Origin of the sequence: Glutamicibacter sp. NPDC087673 (genome assembly GCF_044743255.1) — a bacterium.
Classification (GTDB): Bacteria; Actinomycetota; Actinomycetes; order Actinomycetales; family Micrococcaceae; genus Glutamicibacter.
Window position 1 is genome coordinate 44,994 of the sequence record NZ_JBIUWB010000008.1, and the last position, 17,932, is coordinate 62,925.

The window sequence follows — 17,932 nt, forward strand, 5'->3', positions numbered from 1 at the left end:
CACAGAAAGGAATTCACCATGCACAACGAATTTCTCGTTGACTTCCACCACGTTGCCGAATTCGGCGCAACGGATAAAAACGGTGTCGACCGGCAAGCAGCCACACCCGAGGACAAACTCAGTCGAGATTGGTTCGCGCGATTCACCAGGAACCACGGCTGGGAACTTCGCGTCGACACTATCGGCAACATGTTTGCATTGATCGAACTTACGCCAGGGGCCCCCTACATACTGCTGGGATCGCATATGGATTCGCAACCACTGGGTGGACGCTTCGATGGTGCCTACGGTGTCCTCGCAGGCCTGCATGCTGCCAAAGCCATTGAGTCAAGGTTGAAAGCGGAATTACAGCAGCCGGCCTTCAACATAGGGGTAGCCAATTGGTTCAATGAAGAAGGCGGCCGGTTCGCCCCGTCCATCATGGGCTCTTCTGTGTTCGAGGGCTCCATGGACGAACAACAGATGCTGCAAACCCGGGATTTGGCGGGGATCAGCGTCGCAGAAGCCCTGGAATCTATTGGATACCTCGGCCACGATCAACGTCCTGAAGTGGCAGGCTACGCGGAGATCCACATCGAACAGGGACGCATCCTGGAACGAGAGTCGATCAACATCGGAGCTGTCGATTTTTCCTGGCACACGCAGAAGCTGGACGTCGAAGTGCTTGGGGAACAATCCCATACCGGTGCAACGGCCATGGCCGATCGTCATGACGCACTTGTCGCTGCGAGCAAGGTGATACTGAAAGTCCACGACGTCGTGGGACACTTTGCTGAGGGCAGCATCGTGTCGTCGGTCGGGCAAATGACGTTGGAACCGAATTCTCCGATTGTCGTAGCTCGTCGGGTGCACTTGGTTGCTGACCTTCGCGCCGAGATGAAAACGGACGTATTGCGAGCGCGACAAATTCTAATTGGGCAAATTGCGGAGATTGCCCGTGAACACGACATTCGGATCAACGTCAATGATTTCGACGTGCGCGAGATTCAGTACTATCCGGAGTCTGGCCTTGAATTAATCGAGAAAATAACCGCCAATCTGGGCAAGAGCGTTCGTCGTATACGCACGATGGCTGGGCATGACTCGGTAGCGATGAACCGAATGGTGCCGACGGTCATGCTCTTCATTCCCTCAATCGACGGCGTCAGCCATTGCGAACGAGAATTCTCTACTGACGAGGACATGATCCACGGGTTGGAAGTCCTCACTGAGATTGGCTGGGAAATGATCTTTGGCGCCCTAGATGAGAATGCAGCGTTGGCTGGCAACGAGAGCAAAGCAATCCATGGGATTTCCGCATGATGGATGATCTAGCTTTCCTCAGCGCAACAGAGCAGTTATCAGCTTTCCGCAGTGGAGAAATCTCTCCTGCAGAGGTCCTTGAAGCCCAGTTTGAATTGATCAATGCCGACAGGGACCGTGGGGTCGAAAGAATCAACGCGCTGACCGAGACGATGGAAACCGACGCATATGCTGAAGCTGCCAGAAACACGGAGGCGTACGCCAAAGCCCGTCGCGCAAATGAAGTGCAACAGTTGCCGGCATTGTTAGGCATCAGTGTCGTCGCGAAGGAAAAACACGGGCTAGCCGGGCACAGCCTTTCGATGGGACTGCTCTCGCAGAAACAGTCTGTTGCCGAGGTCGACCATCCGATCATCGAACGGCTCCGAACTGCCGGAGCCATTATCCACGGCCGAGCGACGAGTCCTGAGTTCAGCTGCGCCACTGTAACGCACTCTCCTATCTGGGGAGTTACCCGCAACCCTTGGAACCCCCAAATGTCACCGGGCGGATCCTCCGGGGGATCGGGTGCAGCGTTGGCAGCCGGATTTACCACGTTGGCTACCGCCTCGGACATTGCAGGATCAACTCGAATTCCGGCTGCCTTCACCGGAACCGTTGGGTACAAGGCCCCATACGGAAGGATCCCCGGGGCTGGGGAATTGGCCGCTGATCGTTACCGCGGCGATGGGCCGATGGGACGAACCGTCGCGGATGTTCTGCTTATGTCATCAATCATCAGCGGTACGCACCCGGCTGATTCGAACTCTTGGGGATCGACAAATCCCAGCCAAGAATTTGAAGAAGCGTCTCTCGCCGACTTGAAGATCGGGGTCTCCCTGGAGCTGGGCAATTACCCCGTAAGCCAAATGGTTGCCGCAGCGTTCGCCTCGACGATCCAGCGGCTGCGGGATCTGGGCGCGAATATTGTGGAAGTCGACCTGCCCTGGACAACAGACCAGGTCAGGGAAACAAGCTTCGCCCATTTCGGACAAATTCTTGCCCCGGCGATGACCCAGATCATCGGGAACTCTAAAAATCCGAGAGCTGCTTATACCGATCAATTCATTGCCGATGCGCTGGCTCAGGCGGAATCAGTGTCATTGGTCGATTCCCTTCGCTTGGACGCACTGTTCAATCAGCAATTGAACACGGCTATGTCAGGCGTGGATGTCTTGCTTTGCCCGACGAACGCAGTCGATTGGCTGCAGGCCGACGGAGACTACCTGGACGGGATCAGCGTGGCAGGACGGAAGCTTAAGCACTATTGGGAGGGCCATATGACCAGTCCTTTCAACATCGCCAATCATCGACCGGTGATGAATCTTCCGTGCGGTGTGGGTGAGGCCAACGTTCCGATTGGACTGCAGATTGTCGGTCAGCCATGGGATGAAAGGACCGTATTCCAGGCTGCGCTCGCTATGGAACGAGTCATCCAGTTTACCAGTGGTAATCCATACCCAGCACTGGCAGGAACACCGACCGGTTAACATCAGGGAATATGCGGGGACCAGTCCAGAATGGACTGGACCCCGCCTATTCTTGCAGGCTCAGACCTCGAGCTTCAGTGCCTTGCGCAAGGTCAACGCGCCACCGGTGTGCATCACTGCCCTGCCGTAGATCTTCTCGGCAAACAGCAGCACGAGCCAGCAGGCAGCCAGGAGAATTGCCAGCGAAAGAATCGGCTCCCAGAAAGCGACCTCGCCGGAGAGCAGGCGGCTAGGCATCGCCGCCGAGGAGACGATAGGAATGTACGAAGCGACCACCAGGAAGCTGCCCTTGGCATACAACCCGATAAACAGCACCGCCATCAGGAGGCCCACCACGGGCCCGCTGGATTGCTGCAGATCCTCGGTACGGGTAGCCAAGGAGCCCAACGCTGCCCAGATCCCGGCCAGAAGCAGGAAACCGCCGAAGAAGAACACCACGAACCACCCGGCCACCTGGGTGACAACTCCGAGGAACGGGATCTGGATCGGGGAAATGTAGGCAGCCAGCAAGCCAATGCTGAGGAAGGCCAGGAGCTGGATCATTGCGAGAACGACATTCCCGATGATTTTTCCTGCCAGCAGCTGGCGCAGCCGGATGGTGCTGGCCAGGATCTCGACCACGCGGTTCTGCTTCTCCTCGATGACCGAGTTGGCGATGGGCATGCCGAAGAGGAATGCGGCCATGTAGAAGAGGAACGAGAAGACCAGCGCCATGGCACTGGCCATCGCGGCCCGTTCGGAATCGCCATGGAGCTGATCGAGAATGAGGTCCTCGTTATCGGGCAGGCCAGCTGATTCCAGTCCGGCCTCGGCCAGCAGCTGATCGGTCTTCACGGTTTTCATTGCCTCGCGGACCAGGGAACTGAGCTCTTGGTCGACCGCGTTGAAACCGGTCAGCGTGAATTCCTGCGCATCGGCCGAACCGGACAAGGTCGCGTTCAGCCGCTCAGCGGATAGCTGCTGCTCGGCTTGTTCAGGGGCGAGCCTGGAAATGCTCAATTCCACGTCTTCGGGGCGATCCTGGATCACCTGCTCCAGCACCCGGAAACTGGCATCGTCGGTGGCAGCCACGGCGAAATTCGACGTGCGATTGGCGAGGAATCCGGTAACGGCGACCGATCCGATGATGAATAGCAAGGTCACGATGGTGCTGATGATGAAAGCTTTGTCGCGCAGCTTGGTTTCGACTTCGCGCAAGGCGACAATGAGCCATGGAGCCGTGGTGGTGTTCACTTGATGATCTCCCGGTAGATGTCGGCCAGCGAAGGGCGATGGACCGCGAACTCTGCGACGGGCCCGCGGCTCATGGCGGTGGCGAGCACGCGTTGGGCATCGGCTTCGGAATCGAAATTCACCAATGCGTCATGGCCTGAAATATCGATAACGATGACCCCCGGTTCATTGCGCAGCCAGCCCGTGTCGGAGCCCAGGGACAACCGGTGCCGGGATGCCTGCGTCGCACGGAGCCCGGCTGCCGATGAATTGGCCAGGATCCTGCCGTCCTGGATGATCACCAGATGGTCCACCAGCACATCGAGCAGATCCAGCTGATGCGAAGAGAAGAGCACCGGTACGCCACGCGCTGCATAGTCGCGCAGGATGGAGCTCATTGCGTCCACCGCGATCGGGTCAAGTCCGCTGAAAGGTTCGTCGAGGATGAGCACGTCGGGTTCGTGCAGCAGTGCTGCGGTGACTTGAACGCGTTGCTGGTTGCCCAGGGACAGGGATTCGAGTTTCGACTTGGCGCGGTCAGCCAATCCGAAACGGGCCAGCAGTTCCATGGCCCGTTTGCGTGCTCCGGAGCGGGACAGGCCATGGAGCTGTCCGAGGTAGACCAGCTGGTCAATGACCGGCTGCTTGGGATACAGGCCGCGTTCCTCGGGCATGTAGCCGAAGTTGGGGCGGGTGGCTCCATTGAGCGGTTGGCCGTTAAGCGAAACAGAACCGGAATCGGCGCTGAGCAATCCCATGATGATGCGCATGGTGGTGGTCTTGCCGGCACCGTTGGCACCGACGAATCCGGTGAGCGCGCCGCCAGGTACGGTGAAGCTGATGTCATCGAGCACCAAATTCTGTGCAAATGACCGTGACACATGGTTTAGCTCAAGCATGTTTTCCTCTGCCAAGTATTGTTTCTACTCATCAGCTTAGGAAACGAAGCAGCATTTGCGCTCCGTCTGGAGAATGAAACTATTGGATGAGTCCGGCGCGGTGGGCGAATAGCACGCCCTGCACCCGGTCGCGCAGGTGCAGCTTCGCCAACAGGTTCGACAGGTGGGTTTTCACCGTGGCTTCCGACAGGGAGAGCACTGCGGCGATTTCCTGGTTGTTCTTGCCCTGGGCCAGTTCGCAGAGTACCTGGCGTTCGCGTTCGGTGAGTTTTTCCAGCTGCTGGGCCTCGGTAGTTGCCGCTGCCGAATCCGCGGCAGGGACCGCGCCGGTGCCACGCTGGATGAGCTTGAGCGTGACTTCGGGGGAGAGCAGCCCGTGGCCGGCGGCCACCTGGTGCACGGCGGCCACCAGCATTTCAGGCTCTGCATTCTTCAGCAGGAACCCGCTGGCCCCGGCATCCATGGCCTCGAAGAGGTAGTCGTCGCGGTTGAAGGTGGTCAGCACAATGACCTTGGTCTGGGTGGTGCTGGCGATGAGCTTCGTGGCTTCGATGCCGTCCATCTGCGGCATTTGGATATCCATCAGCGCCACCGTGGGGTTCAGCTCGCGAACCATTTCCAGGCCCGCTTGGCCGTTGCCTGCCGTGCCAATGACCTGGATCTGCGGATCGGTTTGCAAGATCAGTTTCAGCGACGAGAGGATCAACGACTGGTCATCGCAGATCACCACGGTAATTTTGCTCATGTTGCCAGTCTAGTTGCCGCGTCGGAAACCACGCGCAAACGGGCCCGGGTACGCCAGCCGTGCGGAATGCGCGGGCCGATTTCCACCAGCCCGTGATGCAGCTTGGCGCGTTCGCGAATGCCACGCAGGCCGTAGCCGCCACCGGCGGAATCCGGCCGTGGACGGCCGCTGTCGGTGACCTCGACTTCTATCCATGCGCCATCGGCATCGGTTCCCGAACGCAGCGACAAGGTAGCTGTGCGGGCCGTGGAATGCGCACGGACATTGGCCAAGGCTTCGCCGCTGATGCGGTAGAGCGCGAGCGACAGGCCTGCCGGCAGGGTGGAAATGAAGCCGGGCTGGTGTTCATCGCGGGAGATCTGGATGCTCAGTCCCTGGCGTTCATTGGCTGCGATCAGCTCATCGAGCTGCGCCATGGAGGGTTCGGGGTTCCGTGCCCCCTCCGCGGAGCTCGGCGAATCCTCCGGTCCACCGTGTTCGCGCAATACGCCCAGCAGTGCCCGCGTTTCGCTGACTGCACTGCGTGCCGAGGACTCGATGCCGCGCATCAGTTCGATGGACTGCTGGGGATCGCGCTCATGCACCATGCGGGCGGCCGACGCCTGGATTCCCACCGAGGCAATGTGGTGGGCAATGACATCGTGCAGCTCGCGGGCGATGCGCAGCCGTTCCTCGTTGACCGCACGGTCTGCCAGCTGCTGGGACTGGTCGGCAATGCGCTGGGCCTGGGTTTCCACTATTTGGCTGGCGTAGGCATTGGTCCAGCTGACCATGCCCAGGAAGATCGCGCCGCCGAAGTACAGCAGGTTCATCAGCAGGTTGTAGAAGATGAACGCCGTTGACGTCGGCAGCACGCCTGCTGGATCCTCGACCATGGAAGTTCCGGTGGCCGTGAGCAAGTCGGAGGTGAAGAAGGTGACGATCACCCAGGTAGCCATGAACAGCAGCACCACGCTCATCGCTATCCACAGTCCCCGGCGGTTCTTCGACCACGTGACCGCGGTGTAGATGCCGATGAAATAGGCCAGCTGCGCGCAGAGCTCCATGCCGACTTGGTAGGTATTTTCGCTTCCGGCGCCCACGAACGCAGCCGAACCGATGAGCATCATGGTTATGGGCCAGCGCCGGCGGAACATCAGCGGCACGATCAGGGACACAAGCACGAGATAGGCGAGAAGAGGATCGGGCGCGTTCTCTTGCTCGGTCAGGGAGAGCAGCAGTTCGTGCATGGCCAGCGCCAGCAGGAGGAAGCCCGAAGCGACGATAATGTCGCGGCGCAAGCTCTTCTTATCCGGAGACGGACGTTCCCAATCCACCGGAGGCAGCGTCGGGAGCCTCCGGTGTACTAGCTCGGGGAGTCGGTACATGGTGTTCCTTGATCATCTCGTTGGCCAGGCATTGGAAACGACTTTACCGGTCTGCGGTTTTCCGGGCATGAGCCTGGAGGCTTATCCCTGGCGTTGACCCGGGAGGAAATGCGCTAGGCAGAAAGGTTACTAGGCAGTAATGTGATGGTATGCACATGATTTTCCGAATCCTCATGGTTTACCTGAACAGCAAGAAGGCTTCCAAGCTGTCCATGTTCGACACCAGCTCAGTGGGCATGCGTGCCACGCTGACCGATATCGACTTTGCCGGCCACATCAACAACGGCATGTACTTCTCGATCTTCGATCTCGGACGCTTCGACTTGATGTTCCGTTCCGGTGTCTGGGACATCATGTCCAGGAATAAATGGGTTCCGGTCGTGCAGACCGAGACCATCACCTTCCGCAAGTCGGTGCGCCTGGGAACCAAGTTCTCCCAGGAAACCCGGCTGATCGGCATGGACGATAAGTGCATCTTCTTCGAGCAGCGCATCGTCGTGAAGGGCGAAATCTACGCTCGCGCCTATGTCGCCACCCGGATGACCTCGACAAAGGGTGCGGTTTCCAACGAGGAAATCCTGGCAGCAGTCGGCTTGGAACTGCCAGCAGACATGGTGCTGCCCGAGTGGCTGCACCAGTGGCGCCAGGACGGAGCGCTGCCCAGCACCCGCAAGCCGGCCCCGCACAATTGGATCCGCTGAATCAATTCACTCGCGCAATTCCTGCTGGACCGTGCCGGGGGGGGGGGGGACTCAATGTGCGGGATTCGGCGAAGCCTTGGCCGCATCAATGAACATGGCGATCAGTTCGGGATCCTTGACTCCGCGCGATGATTCGACGCCGGAGGAGACATCGGCGCCGAAAGCGCTGGACGCAGCCAAGGCATCAGCGACATTCTGCGGGGACAGTCCGCCGGCCACCAGCCAGCGCCGACCAGCGGCCAGATCCTTCACTGCCGCATAATCCCAGCTTTCGCCGCTGCCGGGGACCGAGGCGTCAATGAGCAGCAGATCTTCGCCCCAATCGGCAAACTGCTCCTCCGGGTCATCGCGCCGCACCGCGCGGATGACCTTGAACCCGGCCTCATGGGCGGTGCTCACATCCGTTGCCGTGCGCTGCCCGTGCAGCTGCACCCAACTCACGCCGGCTTGCGCCGCAAGCTGAAGCACCGTCTGGATCTCTTCGCCGCGGAATACCGCCACGGTGGCAATGCCTGCGGGAACCGCCTTCACCAATGCGGCGGCGCGCTGCGCGGAAATTTCCCGGGCACTGGGCGTGAGCACGAACCCGATGGCATCAGCACCATGGGCCGCAGCGGCTTGCACGTCCTGGGCCGTGGACAAGCCGCACACTTTGACGAAGGGCTTTGCTGCACTCACTTCGCGTTCTCCTTGGCCATATGGATCGGGGTGTAACCGCCAGGCGCGTTGGCGCGGATGGCCAACAAGTCGCGGGCGTGATTCCACAGCCGCTTGTCCTCCCCGGTGACGGGCACCCAGGGCTTGACCGGAACAGCGGTGCCGGTTTCATCGCGGGTCACCATCACGGTCAGGCAGTAGGTCGTCAACTGCATTTCCCGGGTCTTCGGATCGCCAGAGCGCACATGCACCGCAACGTGCATTCCCTTGTTCCCGGTGTAGACCAGGCGCGCCTCCACCTCCACCAGGTGGCCGATCAGCAGCGGGCGGTAGAAACGCACGCCGCCGGAGAACACTGCAACGGTTTCCTGCTGGCAGTAGCGGGCCGCGCACAGCTCAGCGGCATCGTCAATCCACTTCATCACGATGCCGCCGTGGACCTTGCCGCCCCAGTTCACATCGGTGGGCGCCGCCAGGAAGCGCAGCGTCACGCGTTCGGCGGTTCCCTCATCGGTGTATACCTGATCGTTCATGGACGCGACGATCTGCTCGCGGATCTCAATGCGCGCCAGCGCATTCTCGCGCATGGCGATTTCCCGGGCCGTACCCGGGGTGAACGCCGGAACCGGGGTCGGCTTCCCATTCTCGCCGACGGCTACGAAGATCACCAGGCAGCTGCTGGACTTCACCGGCCGCAATTCGCGCGGATCGCTGAAGGACACCTCGGTATGGATGTGCATGGAGCTGGTTCCGGTGTACACCACTGAAGCGGTCACTTCCACCAGATCCCCGGAGTGGATCGGGTCTTCGAAGTGGATATTTCCTACATAGGCGGTGACGCAATAGCTGGAGGACCATCCCACCGCCGCGGCGTAGGCGGCCTTGTCGACCCACTCCAGAACGGTGCCCGCAGGAACAATCCCGGTGACATCGACGTCGGTTGGTGCCGCGAGGAATCGCAAGGTGACAGAATGCGGACGTTGTTTCAGCTCCGGGGTGCTCATGCACTCCAGTTTCGCGCACAACGCGCATCACGGGCAATGTATGACGCTTCACGGCCCAGCCTGGCCGGCAAGCCCCACGGCGCGGAACTGCCGGTGTGCTCTGCCCTAGGATAGGAGGGTGCGTAGGGTCTTTGGAATATTTTCGGCTGCAACAGCCATCGTGGTGGCACTGAGCCTCAGTGCCGCGGCCGGAACCGCCGGCTTGGTGATCGTCGTGGGCCAAGGCCTGGATGAACTCATGGCCCATCGCCCGCTGGGCACCCAATGGTATGCCAGCGCCTTCGGCGAACTGCTGATCATGGCGGTTGCCACCTTCTTGATCCCGGTCGTGATCTCGCGCAACAGCCTCGACCTGACCGAGTACCACCGCATGAAGCTGCTCAAGCACTATCTGTCCATCGGCCCGCTGGCGGTGCGCGCCTCCGGCGATGGGGAGCTGCTGCATGCGGCGATGGACTCGGTGGAGCGGTCCGTGAAATACCGTTCCAGCTTCATCGGGCCGGCAATCTCCGCGGTAGCCACCCCGGTATTGATCCTGTGCTTCATCGCCTTTGCCATCGACCCGCTCAGCGCACTGGTACTGCTGGTTCCCACCGCGCTGGTCCCGGTCATCGTCCTGGGCTTCCAGCGGCGCTTCGGCTCCTCGAACGGAGGGTACCGCCGAGCCCAGGGCATCCTCTCGGCGACCTTCCTGGACGCACTGCGCTCGCTGGGCATGCTCAAGCTCAACGGCGGCAGCCGGTGGATGGGATCGCGCATCGAGCAGGCCACCGAACGCGTACGCCAGCAAGTGATGAAACTGCTGGCCCGCAACCAGTTGATCTTGCTGGTCATCGATTCCAGCTTCGCCGTGCTGCTGCTCGCCAGTGCCGCCCTGCTGGCCTGGTGGCGCGCCAGCTCCGGGGCCATCACCCCGGGTTCTGCCCTGTCACTGGTGATCCTGAGCTTCCTGATGCTCGCCCCGGTCAACTACGTCGGCAGCTTCTTCTACATCGGGATGACCGGCAAGGCCGCCGAGAAGAAACTGGCCGAAGTCGCCGACATCCCATGCACCGTTCCATGGCCAATCCGCTGCCCGTGGACCTGCGCCACCGTGATCTGATCCTGGAAGAAGTCAGCGCCAGCTACGACAGCGGGCACCACGCGCTGGACAAAATTTCCTGGCATTTCCCGGCCGGTTCGCGTACTGCCATCATCGGCCCCTCGGGCAGCGGCAAGACGACGCTGCTGCGCGTGCTCCAGGGCCAGCTCGAAGCTTCCTCCGGCACCATCCGCGATGCCCGGCAAGCCATGGGCCCGGCAACCTTGAAGGCCAATACCGCCGTAGTGGAACAGCACGCCACGCTCTTCGGCATGAGCCTGCGCGAAAACCTCCTGCTCGGTGCGCCCCGGGCTGCCGACGGCGAACTGCTCCTGGCGCTGCGCCAGGTCGGCATGGGAGCGTGGTTCGAGGCGCAACCCGGGGGATTGGCGCAACGCCTGGGCGAGTCAGGGGCACGGCTTTCTGGCGGCCAGGCCCAGCGCCTGTCGCTGGCCCGCGCCCTGCTGGCGCAGCGTCCCGTGCTGCTGCTCGATGAGCCCACCAGCGCCTTGGACGTCCAGACCGAGGCGGACGTGCTGGGAACCCTGCGCTCCTTGGACCGCAGCACCACGGTCATCACCGTCACCCACCGGCTGGGGTTGCTGGCCGACTACGACTATGTTCTGGTCATGGACCACGGACAGCTCATCCAGGCCGGACGCCGTGACGAGCTGCTGGCCGCCGACGGCTATCTCAAGGAAGCCATGGACGGATTCCGCCAACGCGCTGATGCGCTGCATGCCAGTGGCCGGAGCCAGCTGGGGGAGGGGAACTAATGCGCACGCAGAAAATCTCCACTATCAAAACCGTCGCCTGGCTGATTGGCAGCACCAAGGACCTGCTCCCGCCGCTGCTGCTGGCCTGCGTGCTGGCCTGCGCCACTCGCCTGGCTTCGCTGGGTATCTACGCCGTGGCCGGGTTCGGCCTGGCCAAGGCCCTGCACCTGGGCGGTGAGCAGCTGCCTATGGTCCTTGGCTGGGGACCGCTGATCGCTGTGGTCATCCTGCTGGGGCTGGTCAAGGGAGCGGTGCGCTACCTGGAGCAGTATGTAGGGCACCGGGTGGCCTTCCTGTCCCTGGCGCGGCTGCGCAACCGCATGTACCAGGCATTTGAACGCCAAGCGCCCTTCGCCGCGGACAGCAAGAATTCCGGCGGCATGCTCGCCAAGGCCACCAGCGACATCGACAAGGTCGAAGTGTTCTTCGCCCACACCCTGCCCCCGGCCGTGGCGGCAGTGGCAGTCAGCGGCCTGGCAACCTGGGGAACCTGGGCGGTATTCGGCATGCAACCGGCCCTCGTGCTGCTCGCCGGCTATGTGCTGATCGGGCTGGCCATCCCGGCCATTGGCGTCGGCGCCCTGCGCCGTACCGCGCGGGCCACCGCCAGTGCTCGCGGCACCCAGAACCAGCTGCTGGCCGACACGCTTGCCGGCATCGACGTGATTCACGGATTCAATGCCGGCAAACCCGTCATGGCGCGGATGCGCGAAAGCCTGCACGAAAGCCGGCAAGCGGCGCGATCGGCCGGAACCCTGGGCGCGGTACGGGCCACGCTGACACAGCTGGTGGTCTGGGGCAGCCTGCTCGCGCTCTTTGTCCTGCTGGGAACCGCCGGGCAGTTCGGCACGCTGATCGTGCTGTGCTGTGCCCTGGTCCCTTCCTATGAAGCGGTGCGCGCGGTAGACGGGTTCATCCTGGGCCTGCAGGATTCGCTGGCCAGCGCTCGCCGGCTGTACGCCACCGCGATAACCAGCCATCCGGTTTCCGAACCCGCCAACCCGGTTCCCCTTCCTGCTTCCGGCACCTTGCGCGTGGCGGATCTGTCGGTTGACTTCGAGGGCCATCGGGTAGTTCGCGGCGTGGATTTCGAACTGGAACCAGGCTCCCTGCTCGCACTGGTGGGCGAAAGCGGCTCCGGCAAATCGTCGGTCGCGGCAGCCCTGGTGCGCTCGGTGGAAGCTGCCGGCACCGCCAGCTTCGGCGATGTGCCGCTGGAGGCCGCAAGCTTGGCGCAGCTGCGCACCCGGATCATCCTGGTCTCACAAGAGGCGGTGATGATCCGTGGAACGCTGCGCGAGAACCTCTTGCTGGGTGCGGAAGGGATCAGCGACGCCGAGATGGAGCAGGTCCTCGATGAACTGGGCATGGGTTCCTGGCTGCGCCAGCAGAAGGCCGGATTGCAGACCCGGTTGGGGGATCGCTTTGCCCGGCTTTCCGGTGGCCAGCGCCAACGCGTGGCCCTGGCCCGGGCGCTGCTTCGCAACCCCGCGGTATTGATCCTCGATGAATCCACTAGCGCCCTGGATGCACGCAGCGAACAGCTGGTCCTGGAAGCAGTGGAACGCCGCCGCGGTGAAGGGATGGCGGTGCTGATGATCAGCCACCGGCTATCGATCCTGGCCCGGGCGCAGAACGTGCTGGTGCTCCATGAAGGAGTGGTGCTGGAACGCGATGCGGCGCCAGCGCTATTGGCCGATGGGCAATCCTTGTTCTCCCGCATGGCCGTGCGCGAAGCGGACCGGATTTTGCCAAGCTGATCCACGCCCCGCCCAATGGATGGAACTGACAAGGCAGCGGGGAGGTACTAGGCTCGCATCATGATGCGAATAGTGGTTCTCCTGTTCCTGGCTGTCCTATTCACTGGCTTCGTGGTGACCGCAATCCTTGCCGGCACCTCCGGGGAATGGGTGTGGTGGATCCTCGTCGTGCTCACCGGTTTGCTGGTGCTTCTGGGCATCAGGGACCTGCTGCAAAAGAAGCATGCGATCCTGCGCAATTTCCCGATTGTCGGGCACGCCCGCTACCTCTTCGAATTCATCCGCCCCGAGATCCAGCAGTATTTCATTGAGCGCAATACCGACGGCCGTCCCTTCAACCGCGACACCCGCTCGCTGATCTACGCGCGGGCCAAGGGCGCCGATAGCCATAAGGCTTTCGGCACGGAGCTGAATGTCAATGAAGTCGGCCACGAATACCTGCTGCATTCGGCAGCTCCGGTGGCCCCGGTGGCATCGCAGCACCGCGTACGGGTGGGGTCCAGCCAGTGCTCGCAGCCCTATGAGATTTCGCTGATGAATATCTCCTCGATGAGCTTCGGCTCGCTTTCTGCCAACGCCGTGCTGGCGATGAACAAGGGCGCCGCGATGGGAGAATTCGTCCATGAAACCGGTGAGGGCGGGCTGACCAAGTACCACCTGGAATACGGGGCCGACTTGTTCTGGGAAATCGGTTCAGGCTACTTCGGCTGCCGTACCGAGCAGGGCCGCTTCAACCCCGAAACCTTCGCTGCCAAGGCGAACCATGAAAAAGTCAAGGGCATCACCATCAAGCTCTCCCAGGGCGCCAAGCCCGGGCTCGGCGGCGTGCTGCCGGCGGCCAAGGTCACCGCGGAAATCTCCGAGGCCCGCGATGTCCCGATGGGCGTGGACTGCATTTCACCGGCCAGCCACGCAGAATTCTCCACCCCGCGCGAATTGATGCACTTCGTAGCGAAGCTTCGCGACCTCTCCGGTGGCAAGCCAGTGGGCATCAAGTTCTGCGTTGGTTCCCGCACCGACGTCATGGCCCTGTGCAAGGGCATGCTGGAAACCGGCATCCTGGTGGACTTCATCACCATTGATGGCGCTGAAGGCGGCACCGGAGCTGCGCCGCTGGAATACGAGGACCATGTTGGCGCCCCGCTGACCGAAGGCTTGATGCTGGTGCACAACACCTTGGTGGGTGCCGGACTGCGCGACGAAATCCGCCTCGCCGCGGCAGGCAAGGTCGCCAACGGCTCCGACATCATCAAGCGGCTGATCCAGGGAGCGGATTTCACCTTCTCGGCGCGTTCCATGATGATGGCCACCGGCTGCATCCAGGCCCAGCAGTGCCACACCAACCACTGCCCCGTAGGCGTAGCCACGCAGAACAAGCGCCTGATGCGTGCCCTGGATGTGGAGGACAAGGGCCACCGCGTCTACAACTACCATCGCTTGACCGTCACCGAATGCGCGCAGATCATGGCATCGATGGGACTGACCAGCCCGGAGCAGCTGAACACCCGGATGCTGCGCCGCCGGGTGAACCTGCAGTCCACTCGCTCCTACGCCTCGCTGTTCCAGTGGTTGCGTCCCGGCGAGCTGCTCGAGGATATTCCAGGTTCCTGGAAGGAAGACTGGAATGAAGCAGACGCGGACCACTTCGGCGAGCACGCACCGCTGGACTACGCGGCACCCAAGAGCGTGGATATCACCCCGTCGGTGGTTCGAGAACCAGCAGACGCAGTGAACGCACCGCGCATTGAGCCCAGGGATTCAGCCAAGGTGCGCCCGGTGCATGCAGATGTCACCCGGCCAGAAGGCAAGCCGGGAGCTGACAGCTAGCCTTCAGAATCAGCAGCCAGAGACCGCAACGCCTCGTGGTCCACTTCCTCCAGCGAAGACGGAATCCACGTGGGGTTGCGGTCTTTGTCGATGACCTGGGCACGGATGCCCTCGGCAAGATCGGCACGGTGCATCAGGTAGCGAGCCAGGCGCAGTTCGCGGTCCAAGGCCGAACGCAGGTCCTGCTCCTCACGTGCAGCCCGCACGTTGTAGAACGCGCTGGCCACGCTGGTCGGGGAATTCGCTGCCAGCATCTGCGCGGCACGCTGCGCCGAAGGATGGACCATCTGCTTCAAGCGTGCCAAGACTTCCTGCGGGGTGGCGGCACTGAAAGCATGATCGATCCAGCCGCGGTCCAGTTCCAAGGCGAAGGACTCGGGCGCACCGTGCATGACCTCGATAGCAGCCGCGATCTCTCCGGCATTCAGCCCCGCGAACTCATCGAGCTCATCGAGGATGTTCTGGGCGAAGTCCTCGGTGACAACGGCATCGGCAAAACCGAGAAGTACGGCATCGGCACCGGTGAAGGACTGTGCACTCATCGCAAAGAACTCGCCGAAGTGGCCCGGCGCGCTGGCCAGCAGGTGGCTGCCTCCCACATCCGGGGTGTAGCCGATCTTCGCTTCGGGCATTCCCATGGTGGCGTTCGCGGTCACCAGGCGCACCGGTGCGTGCGAGGCCAAGCCGATGCCCCCACCCATGGTGATGCCATGGGCCAAGGTGATCAGGGGCTTGGGATAGGTGGAGATCAGGTAATCCAGTTCGAATTCTCTCGCTAGCAGATCGACGAAGTCCTGATGGCGTCCGGTGGTGACTGCTGCATGGAAATCGGCGATATCTCCGCCGGCACAGAAGGCGCGTTCGCCGCGGCCGGTGAGCAGCACCAGCGAAATCGACGGGTCCACGGCCCACGCACGCAGCACCCGGCCCAGCTCGGTGAGCATTTCCAGGGTCAACGCATTGAGCTTGCTGGCACGGTTCAGCTCGATGTGGCCGATTGGTCCATGCACGGCCGAGATGACTACGCCATCGCTGGAAGATGCAGGGGTCTGGTTCTTCACCGGGACATTCCTCTTTCTTGGGACAGACGCAGGCACCAGTGGCGCCGCGGCGCAACGAATCAGCGGGAGAGTACCTGGGCGAGCCGGTCCAATACCAGCGCGGCCTTCGGCTTCTTGGAATTCTCCGGTTTCAACGCGAAGATGGAGCGGGCCAGGCGAATCTCGGGGGCATCCACTATGCGGATGCCTTCCGGAGCGTTGGCCATGGCCAGATCGGGAACCAGGGCGGCGCCCAGTCCCGAGGAAACCAGGCTCAGCGAGGCATTGAAGTCATCGCAGTAGGCAGCCACCTGCGGGTGGATGTTGTAGGACGAGAACAAGCGCGAAATCAAGGTGGCATCCGAGGTGCCCGGGTGGTGGAAGATCCATGGCCATTCGGCCAACTGGTCCACGGTCAGCTGGGCGTCTTCAGCGATGGGCCAGGACGCCGGGATCACTACCCGGAACTGGTCATCGCCCAACCAAGTGCGCTCCAGGGACGCTGGCCACGACAGTCCGCCGGGTCCCACCTGGAAGATCAGTGCGAGGTCGAGGTCGCCGCCGGTGCCAAGGCCTGCGACAGTTTGCTGGGGTTCGCCGATCCACAGGCGCAGGTTGATGCCCAAGGAGGACCAATCCGGTGCCTTGAGGATTTGCGGCAGCGCGTAGGTCGCCAGCGAGGGGAAGATGCCAAGCTTGATTTCCTCAAGGTCGGTAGCTTCGGTGGAGATGGTGGCGACGTCTGCCATGAGGGCGTCGAGGTCGGTGAGCACCCGTTTGGCATGGCGCACCATGCGCAGGGCACCTGGCGTCGGGGTGATGGAGCGTGCGCCGCGCAGGAACAGCGTGGTACCGGTGCTTCGCTCCAACGCTGTCATCTGCTGGGAGACAGCGCTGGCCGTGTAGCCCAAGCGAGTTGCGGCCGTGGCAAAGGAACGATGCGCCACCACTTCGAGCAATGTGCGCAGATGAACTGGATTAATCACTTCTAAAGTCTATGGCCTTTAGCCAAAGATTTGCTTAGCCCACGGCCTAGAGTTCGTCCTCAAGGTCAACAAGCTCTGTGCTTTCCTCGTCGTCGTCATCGTCTGCGGCGAATTCGTTGTCGAGCTGGTCTTCGGTTTCCAGGTCATCGTCGTAGAGGTAATTGCGCTGTGCCAGCGGGTCGAGGTTGCGCATGGTTTCCGGCATGTCGCTTGAGCCCTCATAAGCCTGGGAATCGCGTCCGTCATCCGGTTCGTAGATGTCGTTGCCGAACTCCGGCGCAAATTCTGTGGTGTCGAAATCCTTCGTCATTGCGTACTCCTTCGTCGAATACGAGGGATCCGCCGGAAGCCGGGGATTTACCTCGTGACTTCTCGTATCACCAGACTAGGACGCTGCTTCGGGAAACGAAAGACTTGTTTTCTGCTGCTGACAGTGAATGACTTCTCAGTGGTCATGTTCGGCATAGTGCTCCAGCAGGGGAGCGGCACGGTAGGCCAGGTGCGTATGGAGCGCGAAGGTTGTTTCCGAACGGGTGACGCCCTTGACGCGCAGGATCTGGCGCAGTGCTGATTGCAGCTGGTGGGTGTCGGTGGCGATGAGCCGCACCCAGAGATCTCCACGTCCGGAGGTCTCGTGGATTTCCAGCACGCTGGGGATCTGGCGCAGCGCGGTGACCACGGTATCCAGATCGCGGTGGTTCACTTCCAACGTCACGAAGGCCAGGACGTCGTAGCCGAGCTTGCTCAGATCGATGTCGCGGCCGCCGTCGCGAAGGATTTCGGCACGCTGCAAACGGCGCAATCGCGACTGCGCTGTGTTGCGCGCAACACCGACCTCATCTGCGAGTTCAGAGATTTGGATGCGGGGATCCTTGATCAGTGCGAGCAGCACTTTCAGGTCTACATCGTCTAATCGCACTATATGCTCACTCCGGGTTATCTGCGGGGACAAAATTTTGAACAATCTGCTCAAATACTAGCAAGAAATCTCTCTGGTTGCTTTCAGCAGGCGGATATTAGTGAGTGAACGCTCTGTTGTAGTAGACAAACGCAAGCAGAACGCTCAACTAACCGGTGGGGCAGCGAGTGGCCCCACCGGTAAAAAC

General features: G+C 61.7%; 17 protein-coding genes. 7 read left to right on the forward strand and 10 right to left on the reverse strand.

Annotated features, from left to right (window positions below; all coding sequences use genetic code 11):
* Window positions 1-18 precede the first annotated feature (18 nt).
* Window positions 19-1,302 (forward strand): M20 family metallo-hydrolase, encoded by a 1,284-nt coding sequence (locus ACIOTL_RS16670; protein ID WP_400343793.1) that lies wholly within the window; start codon window positions 19-21, stop codon window positions 1,300-1,302.
* The gene (locus ACIOTL_RS16675) at window positions 1,299-2,771 is read left to right on the forward strand and encodes an amidase (protein ID WP_359192585.1); all 1,473 of its coding nucleotides are present in this window, start codon (window positions 1,299-1,301) and stop codon (window positions 2,769-2,771) included. Before ACIOTL_RS16670 ends, ACIOTL_RS16675 begins: the two co-directional genes overlap by 4 nt.
* A 60-nt stretch (window positions 2,772-2,831) precedes the next feature.
* Here ACIOTL_RS16675 and ACIOTL_RS16680 read toward each other — a convergent pair whose 3' ends face one another.
* From ACIOTL_RS16680 to ACIOTL_RS16695, 4 genes are all read right to left on the reverse strand, one after another.
* The gene (locus ACIOTL_RS16680; protein WP_359192582.1) at window positions 2,832-4,004 is read right to left on the reverse strand and encodes an ABC transporter permease; all 1,173 of its coding nucleotides are present in this window, start codon (window positions 4,002-4,004) and stop codon (window positions 2,832-2,834) included.
* Window positions 4,001-4,882 (reverse strand): ABC transporter ATP-binding protein, encoded by an 882-nt coding sequence (locus tag ACIOTL_RS16685; RefSeq protein WP_400343797.1) that lies wholly within the window; start codon window positions 4,880-4,882, stop codon window positions 4,001-4,003. Before ACIOTL_RS16685 ends, ACIOTL_RS16680 begins: the two co-directional genes overlap by 4 nt.
* A gap of 79 nt (window positions 4,883-4,961) precedes the next feature.
* Window positions 4,962-5,627 (reverse strand): response regulator transcription factor, encoded by a 666-nt coding sequence (locus tag ACIOTL_RS16690; protein ID WP_105658871.1) that lies wholly within the window; start codon window positions 5,625-5,627, stop codon window positions 4,962-4,964.
* On the reverse strand, window positions 5,624-6,943 hold the full coding sequence (locus tag ACIOTL_RS16695; RefSeq protein ID WP_400343800.1) for a sensor histidine kinase: 1,320 nt from the start codon (window positions 6,941-6,943) through the stop codon (window positions 5,624-5,626). Before ACIOTL_RS16695 ends, ACIOTL_RS16690 begins: the two co-directional genes overlap by 4 nt.
* Before the next feature lie 200 nt (window positions 6,944-7,143).
* Between ACIOTL_RS16695 and ACIOTL_RS16700 the strand changes: the two genes are divergently transcribed.
* Window positions 7,144-7,695, forward strand: a complete 552-nt coding sequence (locus tag ACIOTL_RS16700) for an acyl-CoA thioesterase (protein WP_359192574.1) — start codon at window positions 7,144-7,146, stop codon at window positions 7,693-7,695.
* Window positions 7,696-7,746: 51 nt separating this feature from the next.
* Here ACIOTL_RS16700 and ACIOTL_RS16705 read toward each other — a convergent pair whose 3' ends face one another.
* Entirely contained in the window at window positions 7,747-8,373 is a 627-nt protein-coding gene (locus ACIOTL_RS16705) for a phosphoribosylanthranilate isomerase (RefSeq protein WP_400343803.1), read from the reverse strand.
* Window positions 8,370-9,356: an acyl-CoA thioesterase gene (locus tag ACIOTL_RS16710; protein ID WP_400343805.1), complete on the reverse strand. Its 987-nt coding sequence runs from the start codon at window positions 9,354-9,356 to the stop codon at window positions 8,370-8,372. Before ACIOTL_RS16710 ends, ACIOTL_RS16705 begins: the two co-directional genes overlap by 4 nt.
* A 118-nt stretch (window positions 9,357-9,474) precedes the next feature.
* Between ACIOTL_RS16710 and ACIOTL_RS16715 the strand changes: the two genes are divergently transcribed.
* From ACIOTL_RS16715 to ACIOTL_RS16730, 4 genes are read left to right on the forward strand one after another with little or no spacing between them, the layout of a single operon-like run.
* Window positions 9,475-10,458, forward strand: coding sequence for an ABC transporter transmembrane domain-containing protein (locus ACIOTL_RS16715; protein WP_400343807.1), 984 nt, complete (start codon window positions 9,475-9,477; stop codon window positions 10,456-10,458).
* On the forward strand, window positions 10,416-11,213 hold the full coding sequence (locus tag ACIOTL_RS16720; protein WP_400343809.1) for an ATP-binding cassette domain-containing protein: 798 nt from the start codon (window positions 10,416-10,418) through the stop codon (window positions 11,211-11,213). The genes ACIOTL_RS16715 and ACIOTL_RS16720 overlap by 43 nt, the downstream gene beginning before the upstream one ends.
* Entirely contained in the window at window positions 11,213-12,973 is a 1,761-nt protein-coding gene (locus ACIOTL_RS16725; RefSeq protein WP_400343811.1) for an amino acid ABC transporter ATP-binding/permease protein, read from the forward strand. The genes ACIOTL_RS16720 and ACIOTL_RS16725 overlap by 1 nt, the downstream gene beginning before the upstream one ends.
* A 60-nt stretch (window positions 12,974-13,033) precedes the next feature.
* Entirely contained in the window at window positions 13,034-14,800 is a 1,767-nt protein-coding gene (locus ACIOTL_RS16730; RefSeq protein ID WP_400289589.1) for an FMN-binding glutamate synthase family protein, read from the forward strand.
* On the opposite strand, the gene ACIOTL_RS16735 is transcribed toward ACIOTL_RS16730, so the two are convergent.
* From ACIOTL_RS16735 to ACIOTL_RS16750, 4 genes are all read right to left on the reverse strand, one after another.
* Window positions 14,797-15,861 carry an enoyl-CoA hydratase/isomerase family protein gene (locus tag ACIOTL_RS16735; protein WP_400343813.1) on the reverse strand — a complete coding sequence of 355 codons (1,065 nt, stop codon included), beginning with the start codon at window positions 15,859-15,861 and terminating at the stop codon, window positions 14,797-14,799. The two genes, ACIOTL_RS16730 and ACIOTL_RS16735, sit on opposite strands and share 4 nt — an antisense overlap.
* Window positions 15,862-15,920: 59 nt before the next feature.
* A complete protein-coding gene (locus tag ACIOTL_RS16740; protein WP_105658862.1) occupies window positions 15,921-16,826 on the reverse strand; it encodes a LysR family transcriptional regulator in 906 nt (301 codons plus the stop codon).
* A gap of 46 nt (window positions 16,827-16,872) precedes the next feature.
* A complete protein-coding gene (locus ACIOTL_RS16745; RefSeq protein WP_105658861.1) occupies window positions 16,873-17,136 on the reverse strand; it encodes a hypothetical protein in 264 nt (87 codons plus the stop codon).
* A 135-nt stretch (window positions 17,137-17,271) separates the two neighbouring features.
* Entirely contained in the window at window positions 17,272-17,748 is a 477-nt protein-coding gene (locus ACIOTL_RS16750; protein ID WP_133834920.1) for an Lrp/AsnC family transcriptional regulator, read from the reverse strand.
* Window positions 17,749-17,932 lie beyond the last annotated feature (184 nt).